16 protein-coding genes and 1 tRNA gene are annotated in these 16,606 nt (G+C 67.9%); 10 read left to right on the top strand and 7 right to left on the bottom strand.

Annotated features, from left to right (window positions below):
• The first annotated feature begins 71 nt into the window (after positions 1 to 71).
• Positions 72 to 145: transfer RNA gene (locus CFREN_RS09705), tRNA-Leu, on the top strand.
• Between the two features lie 88 nt (positions 146 to 233).
• Here the strand turns inward: CFREN_RS09705 and CFREN_RS09700 are convergent.
• Together CFREN_RS09700 and CFREN_RS09695 are read right to left on the bottom strand one after the other, a co-directional pair.
• Positions 234 to 1,826: a succinic semialdehyde dehydrogenase gene (locus CFREN_RS09700; RefSeq protein WP_209652265.1), complete on the bottom strand. Its 1,593-nt coding sequence runs from the start codon at positions 1,824 to 1,826 to the stop codon at positions 234 to 236.
• A gap of 61 nt (positions 1,827 to 1,887) precedes the next feature.
• Entirely contained in the window at positions 1,888 to 2,214 is a 327-nt protein-coding gene (locus CFREN_RS09695; protein WP_035123116.1) for a hypothetical protein, read from the bottom strand.
• A gap of 183 nt (positions 2,215 to 2,397) precedes the next feature.
• Here CFREN_RS09695 and CFREN_RS09690 point away from each other — a divergent pair, with 183 nt between their 5' ends.
• A complete protein-coding gene (locus CFREN_RS09690) occupies positions 2,398 to 3,234 on the top strand; it encodes a Bax inhibitor-1/YccA family protein (protein ID WP_070519189.1) in 837 nt (278 codons plus the stop codon).
• Between the two features lie 182 nt (positions 3,235 to 3,416).
• On the opposite strand, the gene greA is transcribed toward CFREN_RS09690, so the two are convergent.
• The gene (gene greA / locus CFREN_RS09685) at positions 3,417 to 3,923 is read right to left on the bottom strand and encodes a transcription elongation factor GreA (RefSeq protein WP_070519187.1); all 507 of its coding nucleotides are present in this window, start codon (positions 3,921 to 3,923) and stop codon (positions 3,417 to 3,419) included.
• Positions 3,924 to 4,106: 183 nt separating this feature from the next.
• Positions 4,107 to 4,595, bottom strand: a complete 489-nt coding sequence (locus CFREN_RS09680; protein WP_070519185.1) for a DUF4307 domain-containing protein — start codon at positions 4,593 to 4,595, stop codon at positions 4,107 to 4,109.
• 107 nt (positions 4,596 to 4,702) lie between these two features.
• On the opposite strand from CFREN_RS09680, the gene mca reads away from it, so the two are divergent.
• The 5 genes from mca (at position 4,703) to CFREN_RS09655 (ending at position 8,945) form a co-directional block, all read left to right on the top strand.
• Positions 4,703 to 5,611: a mycothiol conjugate amidase Mca gene (gene mca / locus CFREN_RS09675; protein WP_070519184.1), complete on the top strand. Its 909-nt coding sequence runs from the start codon at positions 4,703 to 4,705 to the stop codon at positions 5,609 to 5,611.
• A 15-nt stretch (positions 5,612 to 5,626) separates the two neighbouring features.
• Positions 5,627 to 5,995 carry a hypothetical protein gene (locus CFREN_RS09670; protein WP_239251383.1) on the top strand — a complete coding sequence of 123 codons (369 nt, stop codon included), beginning with the start codon at positions 5,627 to 5,629 and terminating at the stop codon, positions 5,993 to 5,995.
• A gap of 211 nt (positions 5,996 to 6,206) precedes the next feature.
• Complete coding sequence (locus tag CFREN_RS09665) at positions 6,207 to 7,316, top strand: 3-deoxy-7-phosphoheptulonate synthase (protein ID WP_209652267.1); 1,110 nt, start codon at positions 6,207 to 6,209, stop codon at positions 7,314 to 7,316.
• Positions 7,317 to 7,436: 120 nt separating this feature from the next.
• Positions 7,437 to 8,225: an isoprenyl transferase gene (locus tag CFREN_RS09660; protein ID WP_070519179.1), complete on the top strand. Its 789-nt coding sequence runs from the start codon at positions 7,437 to 7,439 to the stop codon at positions 8,223 to 8,225.
• A gap of 138 nt (positions 8,226 to 8,363) precedes the next feature.
• The gene (locus CFREN_RS09655) at positions 8,364 to 8,945 is read left to right on the top strand and encodes a flavodoxin domain-containing protein (RefSeq protein ID WP_209652269.1); all 582 of its coding nucleotides are present in this window, start codon (positions 8,364 to 8,366) and stop codon (positions 8,943 to 8,945) included.
• Between the two features lie 20 nt (positions 8,946 to 8,965).
• Here CFREN_RS09655 and coaA read toward each other — a convergent pair whose 3' ends face one another.
• On the bottom strand, positions 8,966 to 9,892 hold the full coding sequence (gene coaA / locus CFREN_RS09650) for a type I pantothenate kinase (RefSeq protein WP_070519175.1): 927 nt from the start codon (positions 9,890 to 9,892) through the stop codon (positions 8,966 to 8,968).
• Between the two features lie 62 nt (positions 9,893 to 9,954).
• Between coaA and chrA the strand changes: the two genes are divergently transcribed.
• The 3 genes from chrA (at position 9,955) to CFREN_RS09635 (ending at position 14,031) form a co-directional block, all read left to right on the top strand.
• On the top strand, positions 9,955 to 11,499 hold the full coding sequence (gene chrA, locus CFREN_RS09645; RefSeq protein WP_209652271.1) for a chromate efflux transporter: 1,545 nt from the start codon (positions 9,955 to 9,957) through the stop codon (positions 11,497 to 11,499).
• A gap of 302 nt (positions 11,500 to 11,801) precedes the next feature.
• Positions 11,802 to 13,103 carry a serine hydroxymethyltransferase gene (gene glyA / locus CFREN_RS09640; RefSeq protein WP_209652273.1) on the top strand — a complete coding sequence of 434 codons (1,302 nt, stop codon included), beginning with the start codon at positions 11,802 to 11,804 and terminating at the stop codon, positions 13,101 to 13,103.
• A gap of 91 nt (positions 13,104 to 13,194) precedes the next feature.
• Positions 13,195 to 14,031 carry an enoyl-CoA hydratase-related protein gene (locus CFREN_RS09635; protein WP_209652275.1) on the top strand — a complete coding sequence of 279 codons (837 nt, stop codon included), beginning with the start codon at positions 13,195 to 13,197 and terminating at the stop codon, positions 14,029 to 14,031.
• Here the strand turns inward: CFREN_RS09635 and CFREN_RS09630 are convergent.
• Both CFREN_RS09630 and CFREN_RS09625 read right to left on the bottom strand, forming a co-directional pair.
• The gene (locus CFREN_RS09630) at positions 13,971 to 14,498 is read right to left on the bottom strand and encodes a hypothetical protein (RefSeq protein WP_209652277.1); all 528 of its coding nucleotides are present in this window, start codon (positions 14,496 to 14,498) and stop codon (positions 13,971 to 13,973) included. The genes CFREN_RS09635 and CFREN_RS09630 overlap by 61 nt on opposite strands.
• A gap of 209 nt (positions 14,499 to 14,707) precedes the next feature.
• Positions 14,708 to 15,880: an acyl-CoA dehydrogenase family protein gene (locus CFREN_RS09625; protein ID WP_070519170.1), complete on the bottom strand. Its 1,173-nt coding sequence runs from the start codon at positions 15,878 to 15,880 to the stop codon at positions 14,708 to 14,710.
• Positions 15,881 to 16,606: the final 726 nt, after the last annotated feature.

Raw genomic sequence — 16,606 nt, 5'->3', positions numbered from 1 at the left:
GACGGTGATGTTCTCTGCGGCGGCCTTTTTGTGCTTTGCGACGGCCCGCGCTGGTCGTGGGACGTCGTCAAGCCCCCGTGGCCCAATTGGCAGAGGCAGCGGACTTAAAATCCGCGAGTTGCGAGTTCGAGTCTCGCCGGGGGCACCGTTGGGAAAACCCCGGGCCGATGAATGATCACCGGCCCGGGGGGGGGGGGGGGCGTCAGTGCGCGGGGCTGCTTGGCGGGCGCTTCCTATGGCAGCACGCCGAACTTCTTGCCCAGCTTCAGTGCGGTGGTGAAGACCTTCGCGTAGGTCTCGCGCTCCAGCATCGGCAGCGCGATCGGCGACAACCGCTGGACGGTGACCGTCTGCGCGTCGGTGTACTTCAGCAGACCCTCGGCAGCCTGCCGACGGCCGACGCCGGACTCCTTGAAGCCACCCATCGGGGCGTCGACGGAGGCGAACGTCGCGGCGAAACCATCGTTGACGTTCACCGAACCGGCCTGGATCTTCGGCGCCAGCGACTTCGCCCGCGACGGCGAGCACCACAGCGACGCGTTGAGGCCGTAGCGGGAATCGTTGGCGCGGCGGATGGCCTCGTCGACGTCGGCGACGCGCTGGACCACCACGACCGGGCCGAAGACCTCCTCGGTGAGCAGCTCGACGCCCTCGGGGACGTCGGTGAGCACAGTCGGCTCGTAGAACAGGGGGCCGAGATCCGGGCGGGCGCGGCCGCCGGCGAGCACCGTGGCGCCCGCCTCGACGGCGTCGTGGACCATCTTCTGCACGATGTCGAACTGGCCCTGCGACTGCAGCGACCCCATCTCGACGTCCCAGCCGTAACCGGGGCCCAGGCTCATGGCGTTGGTGCGGTCGGCGAAGGCGGGCACGAACTCATCCCACACCGCGTCGGCGACGTAGATGCGCTCGATGGAAACGCACAGGTGGCCGGAGTTGGTGAAGCTGGCGATGCGGGCGCCCTCCACGGCGGCCTTGACGTTGGCGTCCTCGGCGACGATCAGCGGGTTCTTGCCGCCGAGCTCCGCCGAAAAACCGATCAGGCGCTCGCCGCACTGCTGGGCCAGCGCCTTGCCGGTGGCGGAGGAGCCGGTGAACATCAGGTAGTCGGCGTTGGCGACGATCGCCTGGCCGACGACGGAGCCGGGGCCGGGCACGACCTGGACGACGTCCTCGGGCAGCCCGGCGCGGTACAGCATGTCGACGGCCACCAGCGCCGAGAACGGGGTGGTGGAGTCCGGCTTGAGCACGATGGCGTTGCCCGCCATGATCGCGGCGACGGCGTCGGAGATCGCCAGGGTCAGGGGGTAGTTCCACGGGCTGATCACGCCGACGACGCCCTTGGGGTGGTGGTGGACGGTGGTGTCGGACAGCACGGGCAGGGCGCCGTGGGCCTTGGCGGGCTTGAGCAGCGCCTCGGCCTGGTTGCCGTAATAGCGGGCGGTGATGGCGACGTGCAGCACTTCCTCGAAGGCGGAGGCGCGGTTCTTGCCGGTCTCGGCCTGCACGATGTCCATCAGCTGGTCCTGGTGGGTGAGCACCAGGTCGTGGAAGCGGTGGAGGACCTCGCGCCGCGAGGTGACGGGGACGCGGGCCCAGGCGGCCTGCGCGAAGCGGGCGCGTTCGAAGGCGCGCTCGACGTCGGCGGCATCGCCGACGGGCACGTCGGCCAGGGGCTCGCCGGTGAAGGGGGAGGTGATGGTGCGGGTTTCCGAGCCCGCGACGGATGCGCGCTTGAGCAGCCGTTCGACGACGTCGGGCGTCAGGGGATTGCGGATGTCCTGCGCGCCGGTGGCGCGGTCGGTGTCGGTCGTGGTCGCGTTCATGGGTGAAATGATACGCAACGGGGCCGGGCCCGGGGCCGTTTCGCGTGACGACGATCCGCCGTCAGTTGTCGGTGTAACCGAGTCGCCGGCTGCGGTCGGGGTCGCGGTTGCCGCGCTCGCCGAACTCGAAGGGTTCGTGGCCGTCGACGTCGCCGTAGCGCAGTTCCGGATCCGCGTCGGGGTCGTCGTCCGGGTCGATGTCGGGCTTTTCCTCGGCGAGCCGGCGGTCGAGGGTGTCGTGGGGTTCGGCGCCGCGCCAGCGGTCCGGCGGGGTCATGACGTAGTTCTCGCCGTCGCCGGTCATGAGGTCGGCGTCGAGTCCCTCGGAACCGTCGAGGGTGTTCTCGTCGAAATCTCCGGTGGTGTCGGGATCGTAGTCGCCGGCCATGTCGTCCTCCGCGTCGTCTGTTCCGTTCTCATCCCGATCGTACCCCGCCGGGGAGCGGGTTCGGCCGGGATTTTCCGGCTGCGAAGATGCGTCCGTTCGGGAACAATCGGGGAGGTTCGACCGTTATACGTGTCGTAAGACAACTAATGATCGGCCCCTAAGAAGGCCGGAAGGAAGGACGACGTGCGCGAAAGCAGTAACCCCGCATTCAGCTCGCTCACCAAGACCGTCGCCCGGGGCCAGGCCGGCGCCCACCACTACGGGCAGCAGCAGTACGGCCAGGACCCGTTCGCCCAGGGCCAGTACGGCGCCTCGCAGCAGGCGCAGGATGCCCGCCCGATGACGGTGGACGACGTGGTGTCGAAGACCGGCATCACCCTGGCCGTCATCGTCGCGCTGGCGGCGGTCAACTTCGCCATCGCGGCGTACGTCAGCCTGGGGCTGTCGATGATCCTCACCATCGTCGGCGCCATCGGCGGTCTGGTGACGGTGCTGGTGTCCACCTTCGGCAAGAAGTACGGCTCCGCCCCGGTCACCCTGACCTACGCGGCATTCGAGGGTCTGTTCGTCGGTGGCGTGAGCTTCATGTTCGCCGGGTTCGACGTCGCGGGCACCTCCGGCTTCGGTCTGATTTCCCAGGCCGTCATCGCCACCATCGGCGTGTTCGCCGGCATGCTGTGGGTCTACAAGTCGGGCGCCATCCGCGTGACCCCGAAGTTCACCCGCTTCATGACCGCCGCCCTCATCGGCGTGCTGATCCTGGCCGTCGGCAACCTGCTGCTGGCCGTGTTCGGCATCGGCTCCCCGCTGCGCGACGGCGGCCCGATCGCCATCATCTTCTCGCTGGTGTGCATCGGCCTGGCGGCGTTCAGCTTCCTGCTCGACTTCGATCAGGCCGACAAGCTGGTCCGCGCCGGCGCGCCCGCCAACTACGCCTGGGGCGTCGCGCTCGGCCTTGCGGTCACCCTGGTCTGGCTCTACGTCGAGATCCTGCGCCTGCTGTCCTACTTCAGGGACTAGCCGCTTCAGGGACTGGCCGCTTCAGGGAGCGCACCCACCCGCCGCCGCCGTCCGGCACGCCGCTGGGCGTCGGCGGCGGGCTCGTCGTAAAGCAACGATGAAAGCGACGAGGTAAGCGACGACAGACACGGCGAAGGGCCCCGGTGAAAACCGGGGCCCTTTCGCATGCCGTGAAGCCGGAACTAGTCCTGGAACTCGGGGTCGTACGGCTCGGCCTTGATCAGGGTGACCTGGACCTCGTCGCCCGTCGGGGACTTGTAGGTGCGGGTCTCGCCCTCCTTCGCGCCGACCAGGGCGCTGCCCAGCGGCGAGTCGGTGGAGTAGGTCTCCAGGTTCGGGTTCGACGAGTCCGCGCCGCGGGTGCCGATGAGGAAGGTCTCCTTGTCGTCCTCGTCGCCGTCGTAGTAGACGTGCACGACGGTGCCGACCAGCGCGACGCCGGACTCCTGCGGGGTTTCGCCGACGGTGGCGCGCTGCAGCAGGTCCTCGAGGTAGCGGATGCGCGCCTCCTCCTGGCCCTGCTGCTCGCGGGCGGCGTCGTAGCCGGCGTTTTCCTTCAGGTCGCCTTCTTCGCGGCGCTCGTTGATTTCGGCGGCGATGACGGGGCGGTTCTCGTACAGGGCGTCCAGCTCGGCCTTCAGCTTGTCGTAGGACTCCTGCGTGAGCCACGGGTTGTTGGAGTCGGTCATGGTGCCTCCTTGGTCTGCGACGCCGCCGGCGGGTCGCCGGTCAGCGGAGAAGGCTGGCCTGGCCAGCCGGAATATGAAAAATCGGCCCCAGCCGGGGCCGTGAACGGGGTCAGGATACCACCGTCACGTCGTGCGGCGTCAATCGCCCCCGGGTGTGCCGGAGCGGGGTCGGGGCGCGGTGCTTTACGACGCCTTGTCGGAGAGGAACTCGGGCATTTCCGTGGAGCAGCCGTACACGTCTCCGGCCACGGCCTGTTCGCGGGTTTGGATGGGCACGTCCAGGCGCACGGTGGAGGGGCCTCCGGCGGGGATGAACACGTCGCGGCGGCCGACTTCGGCGACGTCGTAGTTCAGGGCGTAGATGATGCAGTACGCGTCGAGCGTCGGGTCTTCGCGGGTGACGTCGAGGGTGAAGATGAACACGTCGTCTTCGCGGCCCTCTTCGCGGGCCCAGCCGGCCTGGGTGGCGGTGACGTCGGGCGTGGACACCCGGTTCATCTGGACGAAGATGTACGCCGCCGCCACGACGAGCATGCCGATGATGCCGACGACGATCAGCTTGCCCGGCAGGCGGCGGTTGGTGTCGCCGTAACGGGCGGTGCGCTTGGCGGAGGTGGATCGGGCGTCGCTTCCGCGATCGCGGTCCGCGTTGGAGGCCTTCGTGTCCGACATGCCCCCAACTGTATCGGACGATTCGCCGCGACCCGCGTCGGGGCCCGCGGATCGGCCCCGTAGACTGAACGAATGTCGGAACAGGTACCGGACTGGAAGGACACCGCATGAGCCTGCGATTGATGGCGGTCCACGCCCACCCCGATGACGAGTCGAGCAAGGGTGCGGCGACGATGGCGCGCTACGCCGCCGAGGGCCATGACGTCATGGTGGTCACCCTCACGGGCGGGGAGCGCGGCAGCATCCTGAATCCGGCGATGGATCGTCCGGAAGTCGTCGAGAACATCGCCGCCGTGCGGGTGGGCGAAATGGCGGAGGCGGCCCGGATTCTCGGGGTGCAGCACCGTTGGCTCGGCTTCGTCGACTCCGGCCTGCCCTCGGGGTCGCCGACCCCCGTGCTGCCGGACGGGTGTTTCGCCCGGGAGAAGGTGGAGGACGCGGTCAAGCCGCTCATCGAGGTCATCCGGGAGTTCCGCCCGCATGTGCTGATCACCTACGACGAAAACGGCGGGTATCCGCACCCGGACCACATCATGACGCACATCGTTTCCGTGCGCGCCTGGACCGAGGCGGCGTCCGATCTCTACCCGGAGCTGGGGGAGCCGTGGGAGATCAAGAAGATGTACTACACCCACGGTTTCGTGCGCCGTCGCCTGCTGGCGTTGGACGCCTACTACGTGGAGCGGGGTCTGCCCAGCCCCCTGGCCGAGCCGCTGAAGCGGTGGGTGTCCACTCGCGGCGACATCATGGAGCGGGTGACCACGCAGGTCGAATGCGGGGACTTCTTCGACGCCCGCGACGATGCGCTGCTGGCCCACGCCACCCAGATCGACCCGAACGGGCCTTTCTTCGCGGTGCCGACGGACGTGCAGCGTAGAGTGTGGCCGACGGAGGAATTCGAGTTGGCGCGCACGCGGGTGCGCACCTCCCTGCCGGAGGATGACCTGTTCGCGGGCATCGAGCCGGATGACGCTCCCGGTGATGGATCCGCGGCGGACGATGCCGCAGAGCATTAAGGAATGATGGCTGACATGCCCCAGGCAATGGAATTGTGGAATGCCGCCGCGGCGGAGGCTGTGGTGGACGTGGCCCTGCTGGCGCAGAATCCGGTGGGCCCGATGGGCGCCGACTTCGGCAAGGCGTCGCCGATCGGTTTGCTGGTCATCGTGTTGTTGCTGGTCACCATCTTGTTGATCGGCGTCGACCTGTCCCGTCGCATGAAGCGGATGCGTCGTCGTCGTGCTTTCGCCGAGGAGCACGGCATGGATCCGTTCGACGTCGAGGCGATCGATCGTGCGATGGCGGCCCGAGAGGGTTCGGGAGGCGTCGACGGGGAAGCCACCGTCGAGGATCGCTTCTCGGGGGAGCCCGAATTGCGGGATCGTCGTTCCAAGGATTAGGATTTGTGACGTGCGTAACTGGCGATTTTATTTTATGAGGGGCTCCGGCAGCTGACCCCGTCAGTCATGCATCCCTGAAATCGTCGCGCGCACGCCGGAGCCCCAAAGGCAGCACCCGTTCATCGGGTCGCTGCCTTTCGTCGTATCCGGCCTTTTGCCGGAGGGCGGCGACCGGCGCAGACATCCGAAGACTCACCGAAAGGCACTGGCCATGACGCCCCCGACTTCCCTTGAAAACCCCGCTTCGACGTCGAATCAGCGTGTCGTCGCGTTCCATGATCTGCCGTCTCCCCGGCAGTTGCTTTCCGACGTTCCGCTCGGCGAGAAATTGGCCAATGACGTCGAGGACGCCCGCCGGGCGATCGCCGACGTCATCGCCAACGAGGATGACCGTCTGCTCGTCGTCGTCGGACCGTGCTCGGTGCACGACCCGGAGGCCGCGGTCGATTACGCCCGCCGGCTGAAGGTCGTCGCCGACGAGCTGAAGGGCGATCTGCTGGTGGTCATGCGGGTGTACTTCGAGAAGCCGCGCACCACCGTGGGCTGGAAGGGCCTGATCAACGATCCGCACATGGACGGTTCGTTCGCCATTCTCGACGGCCTGCGCATGGCCCGTGAGCTGCTCATCGAGGTGCTGCAGATCGGGCTGCCGGTCGGCGCGGAGTTCCTGGAGCCGAACAGCCCGCAGTACATCGCCGACGCGGTGGCGTGGGGTGCGATCGGCGCGCGCACGACGGAGTCGCAGGTTCACCGCCAGTTGGCGTCGGGCCTGTCCATGCCGATCGGCTTCAAGAACGGCACCGACGGCAACGTCCAGGTCGCGGTGGATTCGCTGGTGTCGGCGGCCAATCCGCACTTCTTCTTCGGCATGAACGACGACGGTCGGGCCGCGGTGGTGGAGACGGCGGGCAACGCCAACTGCCACATCATCTTGCGCGGCGGCACGAAGGGGCCGAATTGCGATCCGGAGTCCGTCGCCGATGCGAAGGATCGTCTGGAGAAGTCGGGTCTGCCGCGGTCGCTGATGATCGACGCCAGCCACGCCAACTCCGGCAAGTCGGAGGTCCGCCAGGCCGAGGTCGTGCGGGAGATCGCCGAGCAGATCGCCGCCGGCGACGACGGCATCGACGGCATCATGATCGAGTCCTTCATCGAGGCCGGCAACCAGAAGGTGGTCAACGGCCGTGAGGGCCTGACCTACGGGCAGTCGGTCACCGACGCCTGCATCGACTGGGACACGACGGATTCTCTGTTGCGCGGTCTCGCCGAGGCCGTCCGCGCCCGCCGTGAGGTGCGTGGCGACGGTCCGCAGCGGGCGTAGGGTTTCCCGGCGCCGTCTGGTCCGGGGCCGGGGAGCCGCCCCGCCACGTGTGCGAGAGTGGCCCGCCGAGTGGCGGGCGCCATCTCACCGGGACGGGGGCGGCCCGGTAGACTCGTCCGCGTGAAACCGTTCCAGCTTCCGCGGGTGCTCGGGCGCCTGGCGTACCCGCTCTACGAGCGTCGGCTCGCCCGGTCCCTCGAGGGTTTGCCGCGCCCGCACCATGTCGCGGTGATGGCAGACGGCAATCGCCGGTGGGCTCGCGAAGCCGGGTTCACCGACGTCAGCCACGGTCACCGGGTGGGGGCCCGCAAGATCGCGGAGTTCGTGTCCTGGTGTTCGGAGCAGCAGATCGGTCTGGTGACCATTTATCTGCTGTCGACGGAGAATCTGCGGCGTTCGGCCGATGAGTTGGAGCTGCTGTTCGACATCATCGGCGACGTCGCCGACGAGTTGGCCGATGCCGGGCAGGACATTCGGCTGCGGATGGTGGGGCATCTCGAGTTGCTTCCCGACGAGATGGCCGATCGGTTGCGCCGGGACGAGGAGCTCACGGCGGGGAATACGGGCATCCAGGTCAACATCGCGGTCGGTTACGGCGGTCGCCAGGAGATCGTGGATGCGGTGCGTCGGATCGTCGGCGACGCCGCGGCCGAGGGCGTGGCGGCGAAGGACATCGTCGAGCTGATCACGCCGGAAGCCATCGGCGGTCATTTGTACACGTCGGGGCAGCCGGATCCGGACCTGGTCATCCGCACTTCGGGGGAGCAGCGGCTCAGCGGTTTTCTGCTGTGGCAGTCGGCGTACTCGGAGATCTGGTTCACCGACACCTATTGGCCGGAGTTCCGGCGCATCGATTTCCTCCGGGCGCTGCGGGACTTTTCGCAACGCAGCCGCCGTTTCGGGCGCTGACCGGCCGACATCCGGTCGCGCCGCGCAGCCGCCGGACGTCCCGCGCGGATCGCCGCGCAACGGCCAAACACTCTGCAACTCCACGCAACCGCCGGCCGTCCCGCGCGGATCGCGACGGATGAGGGCACAATCGGTGCCATGTCGAACACCACGCCCGTTCAGCCCATCGTCGTCGTCGCCAACACCCGCTACGGATCGACGAAGGATTACGCGACGGAATTCGCCCGCCGCACCGGGGGACGGCTCATCGGCGGCGACGGCGGGGCTTCGACGCAGATGACCGATGAACTCGACTCGGTGCTCACTCAACACCCCGACGCCCCCGTGATCGTGTTCACCCCGAACTACGCCGGCACCTTCGGCGGCGCCAACCTGATGAAAACCATCGCCCGCGCCACCCCGGACCGCCACATGGCGCTGGCCGTCATCGGCATGACACTTCTCGACGAAGTCCGCGAAAAGGACCCCGCCCGCGCGGCCCTCGACGACGTCTCCGACCTCGTCCACCGCCACTACCTGCCCGGGCGCCTGCTGTACTCCGTGATGTCCCGCAAACACCGGGCGGTGATGTGGACCATGACGCGGATGATCAAGGGGAAGAAGAACCCGTCGCCGAACGAAATCCAGATGATCGAGTCCTACGGCGTCGACACCGACCGCGTCGACTACTCGGAACTCGACGCACTGGTCGAATGGTTGGAGACGGCCGACGGGAAATAGGGGCGCCGTCGTAAAGCACGCTACAGCTTGCGCATGCGCACGCGGTCAATCGTGTGATCGCTCGACTTGCGCAACACCAACGACGCCCGGACCCGCGTGGGCAGAATGTTCTCCATCAGATTCGGCAGGTTCACCGTCTGCCAGATGCGGCGCGCCTCGACGGTCGCCGCCTCGTCGTCCAGATCCGCGTAATCCGCGAAATGGGCCCCCGGCGCCCGGAACGCCGTATGCCGCAACTTGAGGAAACGCTCGATGTACCAGCGCTCGATGTCCTCGCGACGCGCGTCGACGTACACGGAAAAGTCGAACAGATCGGACACCATCAGCATCGGGCCCGTCTGCAGGACGTTGAGGCCTTCCACGATGAGAATGTCCGGCTGGTCGACGACCTCGAACTCGCCGGGCACCCGGTCATAGGCGGTGTGCGAATACACCGGCGCCTTCACGTCGCGGACCCCCGCCTTCACCGACGTGACGAAACGCATCAACGCCCGCTGATCGTACGACTCCGGGAAACCCTTGCGGTTCATGATCCCCCGCCGATTCAACTCGGCCGACGGATACAGGAAGCCGTCCGTGGTGATCAGATCCACCCGCGGATTAGTGTCCCACCGCTCCAACAGCACCTGCAGCAGACGCGCCGTCGTGGACTTGCCGACGGCCACCGAACCGGCGACGCCGATGATGAACGGCACGCCCTGATACTCCTCGCCGAGGAACGTCGCCGTCGTGCGGTTGAGCTCGCGATGCGCCTGCACCCGCAGGTGAATCAGACGCGACAGCGGCAGGTAGACCTCGGCGACCTCGTCGAGATCGATGTTCTCGCCGATGCCGGACAGACGCTCGGCTTCCTCGGCGGTGAGCACCTGCGGCATCGACTCGCGGAGTTCGCGCCATGTGCGCCTGTCGAACTCCAGGTACGGGCCGGGTGCATGCGCGCGGGTCATGGCCCCATCATGCCAATTCCTCCGACTGCGGCGGCCAACCGGGTGCCTTAGGCTGGATTGTCATGGCCGAACCGAAGCCCGGGAACAGCGAAGGACGTGCCGCTCGTGCGGCGGATGGTGCCGGTGGGGCGGATGGCGGGATAAGCGACGCCGGGGGAGCGTCGACACGCAAAGGCTCGGTCGGCGAGGTGTTTTCGGCGTTCGGCCTGCTGGGTCTGACGTCTTTCGGCGGCCCCGTGGCGCACCTCGGCTATTTTCGCGAGGAGTTCGTCGGCAAGCGCAATTGGCTCACCGACTCGGAGTACGCCGACGTCGTCGCCCTGTGCCAATTCCTGCCGGGGCCGGCGTCGTCGCAGGTCGGCATGGCGCTGGGTTGGCGGCGCGCGGGGCTGCCGGGCATGGTGGCGGCGTTCATCGGCTTTACGACGCCTTCCGCGATCGTCCTGGCGCTCGCCGCGATCGGAGTGGCGTACTTCGGCGATTTGGACGGCGCAATCGCGGGATTGAAGGCGGCGGCGGTGGCGGTCGTCGCCGTCGCCCTGTGGGGAATGGCCGGCAACCTGGTGACGTCGCGGTTGACCGCCGCGCTGGCCATCGGCGCGATGGCGGTGACGCTGCTCGCGCCGGGCACGTGGGGAGCGTGGGCGCAGGTCGCGGCGATCGTCGTCGCCGGCGTCGTCGGGTTGGCGTTCATCCGCGGGGGTGATCGTGGTGACGACGATTCCGAGGGCCCGACGAAGCCTGCGCATCTGGCGTACTCGGTGCCCGCGTGGGCGTCGATCGGTGCGCTGGTGGCGTTCTTCGTCGTCATGGCCGTCGCCGCAACGCAGTGGTGGGGCACGTACTACTGGGCGGGTGCGCTGGTGTTCGGCGGCGGGCACGTCGTGTTGCCGCTGCTGGAGGGCGGCCTGGTGCCGGACGTCGTCGACGCCGATACCTTCCTGGCGGGGTACGGCCTGGCGCAGGCGGTGCCGGGTCCGTTGTTCACTTTCGCGTCGTACCTGGGGATGGCGTCCGGTGGGGTGCTCGGCGCGGTGGTCGCGACTTTGGCGATCTTCCTTCCGTCGATGTTGCTGCTCGTCGCCGTGATGCCGGTGTGGGCGAAGCAGGCCGCCAACCCGAGGGCCCGTGGTGCCGTCGCCGCGATCAACGCCGCCGTCGTCGGCCTGCTGGGGGCCGCGTTCTACGACCCCGTGTGGACGCATGGCATCACCGGGCCGGGTAGTTTCGTCGTCGCCGTGATCGCTTTGGCGGCGCTGACCAGGTTCAAGATTCCCGCGTGGGCCGTCGTCCTCGCCGCCGGCGCGGTTGGCTGGGTGGTGTTCTGGGCGGGCCTTCTTTGGTTCGTCGACTCCAACCGCCCTTTCCGGGGTCACTACTCCTTGCAGGTAATCGGTGTCAGGGCCCGGCTTTGGGCAGCAAGTCTTCTATCGCACAAAACGGGACAAAACGCTCGGCGGCGAACTGGGCTTTTGCTGATCGGCGTGTCCCGTTTTGTGCGATGCCTCGGAATTTGGGGCGCAGGTGACGTGAGGGGCTTGGGTGGTTGTGGGGGAGAGCGTGGGTCGCGGGTGAGAGGTGGTGGGCTGAGAAAAGGCGGACCGTGAGTGGGGGATCTGGGGCGCGGGTGACGTGAGTGGCTTGGGTGGTTGTGGGGGAGAGCGTGGGTCGCGGGTGAGAGGTGGTGGGCTGAGAAAAGGCGGACCGTGAGTGGGGGATCTGGGGCGCCGGTCGGGGAGAGCGTGCGCCGTGGGGGGGAGGTGGCCAGCTGAGAAGGAGGCGGGCCGTTGGTGAGTGATGTGGTTCGCTGCAGGGGGAGACGACCCAGACCGAATCGGCCCCGCTGGAGGCGGGGGACTACGATGGCCTTTCGAACCCGTAGCTTCCTTCGAAAGGTTGTTGGCCACCCATGACCGGTATCCCCAGCGATGACGTCCGCTACCAGTCCCTCAGCGAACTCGACCCGGCAGTCGCCGAGGCCATGGCCGGCGAGCTCGCCCGCCAGCGCGACACGCTGGAGATGATCGCCAGCGAGAACTTCGTCCCCCGCGCCGTCCTGCAGGCCCAGGGTTCGGTGCTGACCAACAAGTACGCCGAAGGTTACCCGGGCCGCCGCTACTACGGTGGCTGCGAAAACGTCGACGTCGTCGAGGACCTCGCCCGCGACCGCGCCAAGGAACTCTTCGGCGCCGAATTCGCCAACGTCCAGCCGCACGCCGGCGCCCAGGCCAACGCCGCCGTTCTGCACGCGCTGATCAACGCCGGCGACCGCATCCTCGGCCTGGACCTGGCCCACGGCGGCCACCTGACCCACGGCATGAAGCTGAACTTCTCCGGCAAGCTCTACGAAGTCGGCGCCTACGGCGTTGACCCGGACACCATGCGCATCGACATGGACAAGGTCCGCGAGCAGGCGCTGGCCGAAAAGCCGGACGTCATCATCGCCGGCTGGTCCGCCTACCCGCGCCACCTCGACTTCGACGCCTTCCGCTCCATCGCCGACGAGGTCGGCGCCAAGCTGTGGACCGACATGGCCCACTTCGCCGGCCTGGTCGCCGCGGGCCTGCACCCCTCGCCGGTCGCCGCGTCGGACGTCGTGTCCACCACGGTCCACAAGACCCTCGGCGGCCCCCGCTCCGGCATGATCCTGGCCAAGCAGGACTACGCCAAGAAGCTCAACTCCGCCGTCTTCCCGGGCCAGCAGGGCGGGCCGCTGATGCACGCCATCGCCGCCAAGGCCGTGGCCCTGAAGATCGCCGGCACGGAGCAGTTCAAGGAGCGCCAGGAGCGCACCCTGACCGGCGCCCGCCTGCTGGCCGAGCGTCTCACCGCCTCCGACTGCACGGACGCCGGCGTCGACGTCCTCACCGGCGGCACCGACGTCCACCTGGTGCTGGCGGACCTGCGCAACTCGGAGATGAACGGCCAGGAGGCCGAGGACCTGCTGCACGAGGTCGGCATCACCGTCAACCGCAACGCCGTGCCGTTCGACCCGCGCCCGCCGATGGTCACCTCGGGTCTGCGAATCGGTACGCCGGCGCTGGCCACCCGCGGCTTCGACGAGAAGGCCTTCGAGGAGGTCGCCGACATCATCGGCACCGCCCTGGCCGCCGGCAAGAACGCCGACACCGCCGCTCTGCGCGCCCGCGTGTCCAAGCTCGCCGAGGACTTCCCGCTGTATGAGGGCCTCGAGGACTGGACCATCGTTTAGGACGGTCGTTTGGCGCCATCGTCTAGGACCTCGTTGAGGACCACCGGCTAAGTCCACCCCGGGATCGCGGACACCGGGTAGTTTGAGGGCCATGGAATTCGTCACCGTCACTCGCGACGCCGGCTTGCTCACCATCACCATCGACCGCCCCGAGGGTCACAACTCCCTGAACCGCGCTCTGCGGCTGGAGCTGCGGCGCGCTTTCGAGGATGCGGCGGAACAGTGCGTCGTCAAGCATGATGCCGACGCCGACGCCGACGCCACCGGCACGGGCGCCACGGACGTCGGCCCGGTGCGTGCGGTGCTGCTCAAGGGCGGGAAGAAGGTGTTTTGCACGGGGCAGGACCTCAAGGAACACCTGGTGGACATGAACGAGCCGTCGGCGATGGACAAGGTCGACACGGAGTACAACCCGATGGTCGCGGCGCTGGCGGCGATTCCGGTGCCGGTGGTCGCGGCGGTCAATGGTGCGGCGGCGGGCGCGGGTTGGTCGTTGGCGTTGAACTGCGATTTCCGGGTGGCGGCGCGGTCGGCGTCGTTCAAGGCGGCGTTCCCGTCGATTGGGTTGGCCACGGATTGCGGCATCAGCTACCTGCTGCCGCAGTTGGTTGGACCGGCGAAGGCGTTGCAGTTGCTTTTCGACGATCAGCCCGTCTCGGCGGAGGCGGCCCTCGAGTTGGGGCTGGTCACGCAGGTCGCCGACGGGGATGACGCCGATGAGGCGGCGGAGGAGTTCGCGCGGAGGCTCGCGTCGGGTCCGACGGGGTCGTACCGGGAGATCAAGGCGATGGTGAAGGATGCGGCGGCGATGTTGGCGGTCGCCGATTTGGAGGGCGGCGCGCAGAAGCGGCTGGTCAACTCGGTGGATCACCGCGAGGCCGTCGAGGCGTTCCTGAACAAGCGCGCCCCGAAGTTCACGGGGCGGTAGGGGGCGCCGTCGCGTCGGTGTTTCGTCGCGGGGCTTGCTTTGCGACGCCTCAGCGCACCGAACATTCGGCGTCGCAACCGTTGTCGGCGCATGGGGTTGCGTCGCCACGCCCATGCCACCGCGGCGATGAGGGCGGCGAGGGAAATCCCGGCGAGGAACGGCTGCAGCGGTTGCCAAAATCGCAGCGCGCCCGACGTGCCCAGGGCGAGGAGCACGATCTTGTTGCAGACCGGGCAGGCCACGGCGAACATGGCCAGACCTGCGCCGCCGATCGCCGGGCCCGACTTGGCCGAACCGGGGCGCTGCAGTCCGAAGTAGAGGCCCGTCAGCCCTGAGGTGGCCGCCAGGACCGGCAGCTCCCACGGCCGCACCGGCACGTCCCGGCCGAACATCGGGTTGGGGATGATGTCGGTGGGCACGCCGATGATGAGAAACGTCGCCAACGCCGCGCCCACGGCGACGACCACCCGGAACGCGCGTCCTGCGACCAGGACGGTCCCGCGATCGGGGTGGGCCGCGCACCGCCCCTGCACAGCCCCACCGCACCCACGACGAAGGCCCGCTCCCACCGGGGGAACGGGCCGTCGTCAAGCGCAAAAGCAATCAGGGGAGGCACGCCAACCGTGCCGCGGAAACCGGGCCGCACACGGCGCCGGCACCCGCCGAACCGCGAACCTTACGCGGCGCCGCCCTTGGCGATGCGGCGGAAGATGATCTCCTTCATGATCTCGTTGGTGCCGCCGTAGATGGTCTGCACCTTCGAGTCCAGGTAGTGCGTCGAGATCGGGTACTCGAGCATGAAGCCGTAGCCGCCGAACATCTGCAGGCAGCGGGTCACGATGTCCTGCTGCTCCTCGGTGGTCCAGAACTTCGCCATCGACGCCGCGGTCTCATCGAGGTTGCCGTCGTTGTGCGCCATGACGCACTGGTCGACGAACGCCTGCTGCACGGTGAGGCGCGAAGCGATGTCCGCCAGGTAGTGGCCGTGAACCTGGTGCTGGATCAGCGGCTTGCCGAAGGTCTCGCGCTCCTGCGCGTAGTTGTACGCCAGGGTCCAGGCGCGGCGGGAGGTGGCCACCGAACCGACGGCGACCGTCAGGCGCTCGTGGGCCAGGTTGGTGCGCAGGTAACCGAACGCGGCACCCTCCTCGCCCAGCAGGTTCTCGGCCGGGACGCGCACGTTGTCGAAGTGCAGCTCGGCGGTGTCCTGGGCCTTCAGGCCGACCTTCTTCAGCGGGCCGGTCTTGGTGTAGCCCTCCAGGCCGGTGTCGACCACGAACATGGACACGCCGGCGCGGCCCTTCGACGGGTCGGTGATCGCCGCGACCAGCGCGAAGTCCGACAGCATGCCGTTGGAGATGAAGGTCTTCGCACCGTTGAGGACCCAGTGGTCGCCGTCGCGCTTGGCGAAGGTGCGCATGCCGGCGAGGTCGGAGCCCGCGCCCGGCTCGGTCATGGCCAGGCAGCCGATCAGGTCGCCGGCGTTCATCGGCGCCAGGTACTTCTGCTTGAGCTCCTCGGACGCGAACTTGGCCAGGTACGGGGCGCACAGGTCGTTGAGGGTGCCGAAGGACACGACGATCGAGCCGCAGTCGGACTTGGTCAGCTCCTCGTTGAGAACCTGGTTGTAGCGGAAGTCCATCTCGCCGCCGCCGCCGTAGGCCTCCGGGGTCGACATGCCGATGAGGCCGAGCTCGCCGGCCTTCTTGAAGACCTCGCGGTCCGGCATGCCCTGCTCGTGCCAGCGCTCGACGTTGGGGGTGATCTCCTTCTCGACGAAGCCGCGGACCATGTCGCGGAACATCTCGTGCTCTTCGTTGAAGTGGGTACGGGGCAGGAAGTCCTTCATGGGGGCGTCTCCTCGTGCTCGGTTGAGGTGGGTTCGGTGCGGTGCGCGGGTCCGGGCCGGTGGCTCGGGCGGCGGGCCGCTCTCCGGAATGTCTGTCTCAACCATTATGCATAAATATGTGACTGGGGCCACCGTTGTCGGTGACATTGCCCCCATTTTCGCCAAACCTGAGGGGCGTATCACGTTGCGGTGGGGCGTGCGGGCGGGGCGGTGAGTGCGGGCGGGCTGCGGAATGTGCTGGTTGGGATGCTTTGCGACGGTCGCGACTACCCCCGTTTCAACTTTCCGCCCGTGACTTAGGGTGCCCTAAAAAATCGGTGTTTACCTGCGGTGACGACGGCGCGAAGTTGGCGTGCGAGATGGCCTCACGGGGGTGATTAACGCAAGCTTTTCGTTGTTTTAATCGCGTTGGTGCAGGTCGGGGATTATCGTTGCGCTCAGTGGTCAACTGCCACGACAGTCACGACAGTCAGTCACATGCAACCTCCAATTGCACACGAAGAGCGAGGCGGCCATCCCTTGGAACAGGATGGCCGCCTCGCCTTTTGTGCTCCCGGCGGTTGTTCGGGCGTCTGCCGGGCTGCACATCTGACGAGTGTGCGCGAGGGGCCTTGTGGCGCACATTCGTCGGCGCGGGTGGGGCTGCACATTTGACGAGTGTGCGCGAGGGGCCTTGTGGCGCACATTCGTCGGCGCGGGTGGGGCTGCACATCTGACGAGTGTGCG

The organism is Corynebacterium freneyi, from assembly GCF_030408835.1.
Lineage (GTDB): Bacteria > Actinomycetota > Actinomycetes > Mycobacteriales > Mycobacteriaceae > Corynebacterium > Corynebacterium freneyi.
Note: the sequence above shows the minus strand (reverse complement) of the source record. Positions and strands in the feature narration are given on the sequence as shown.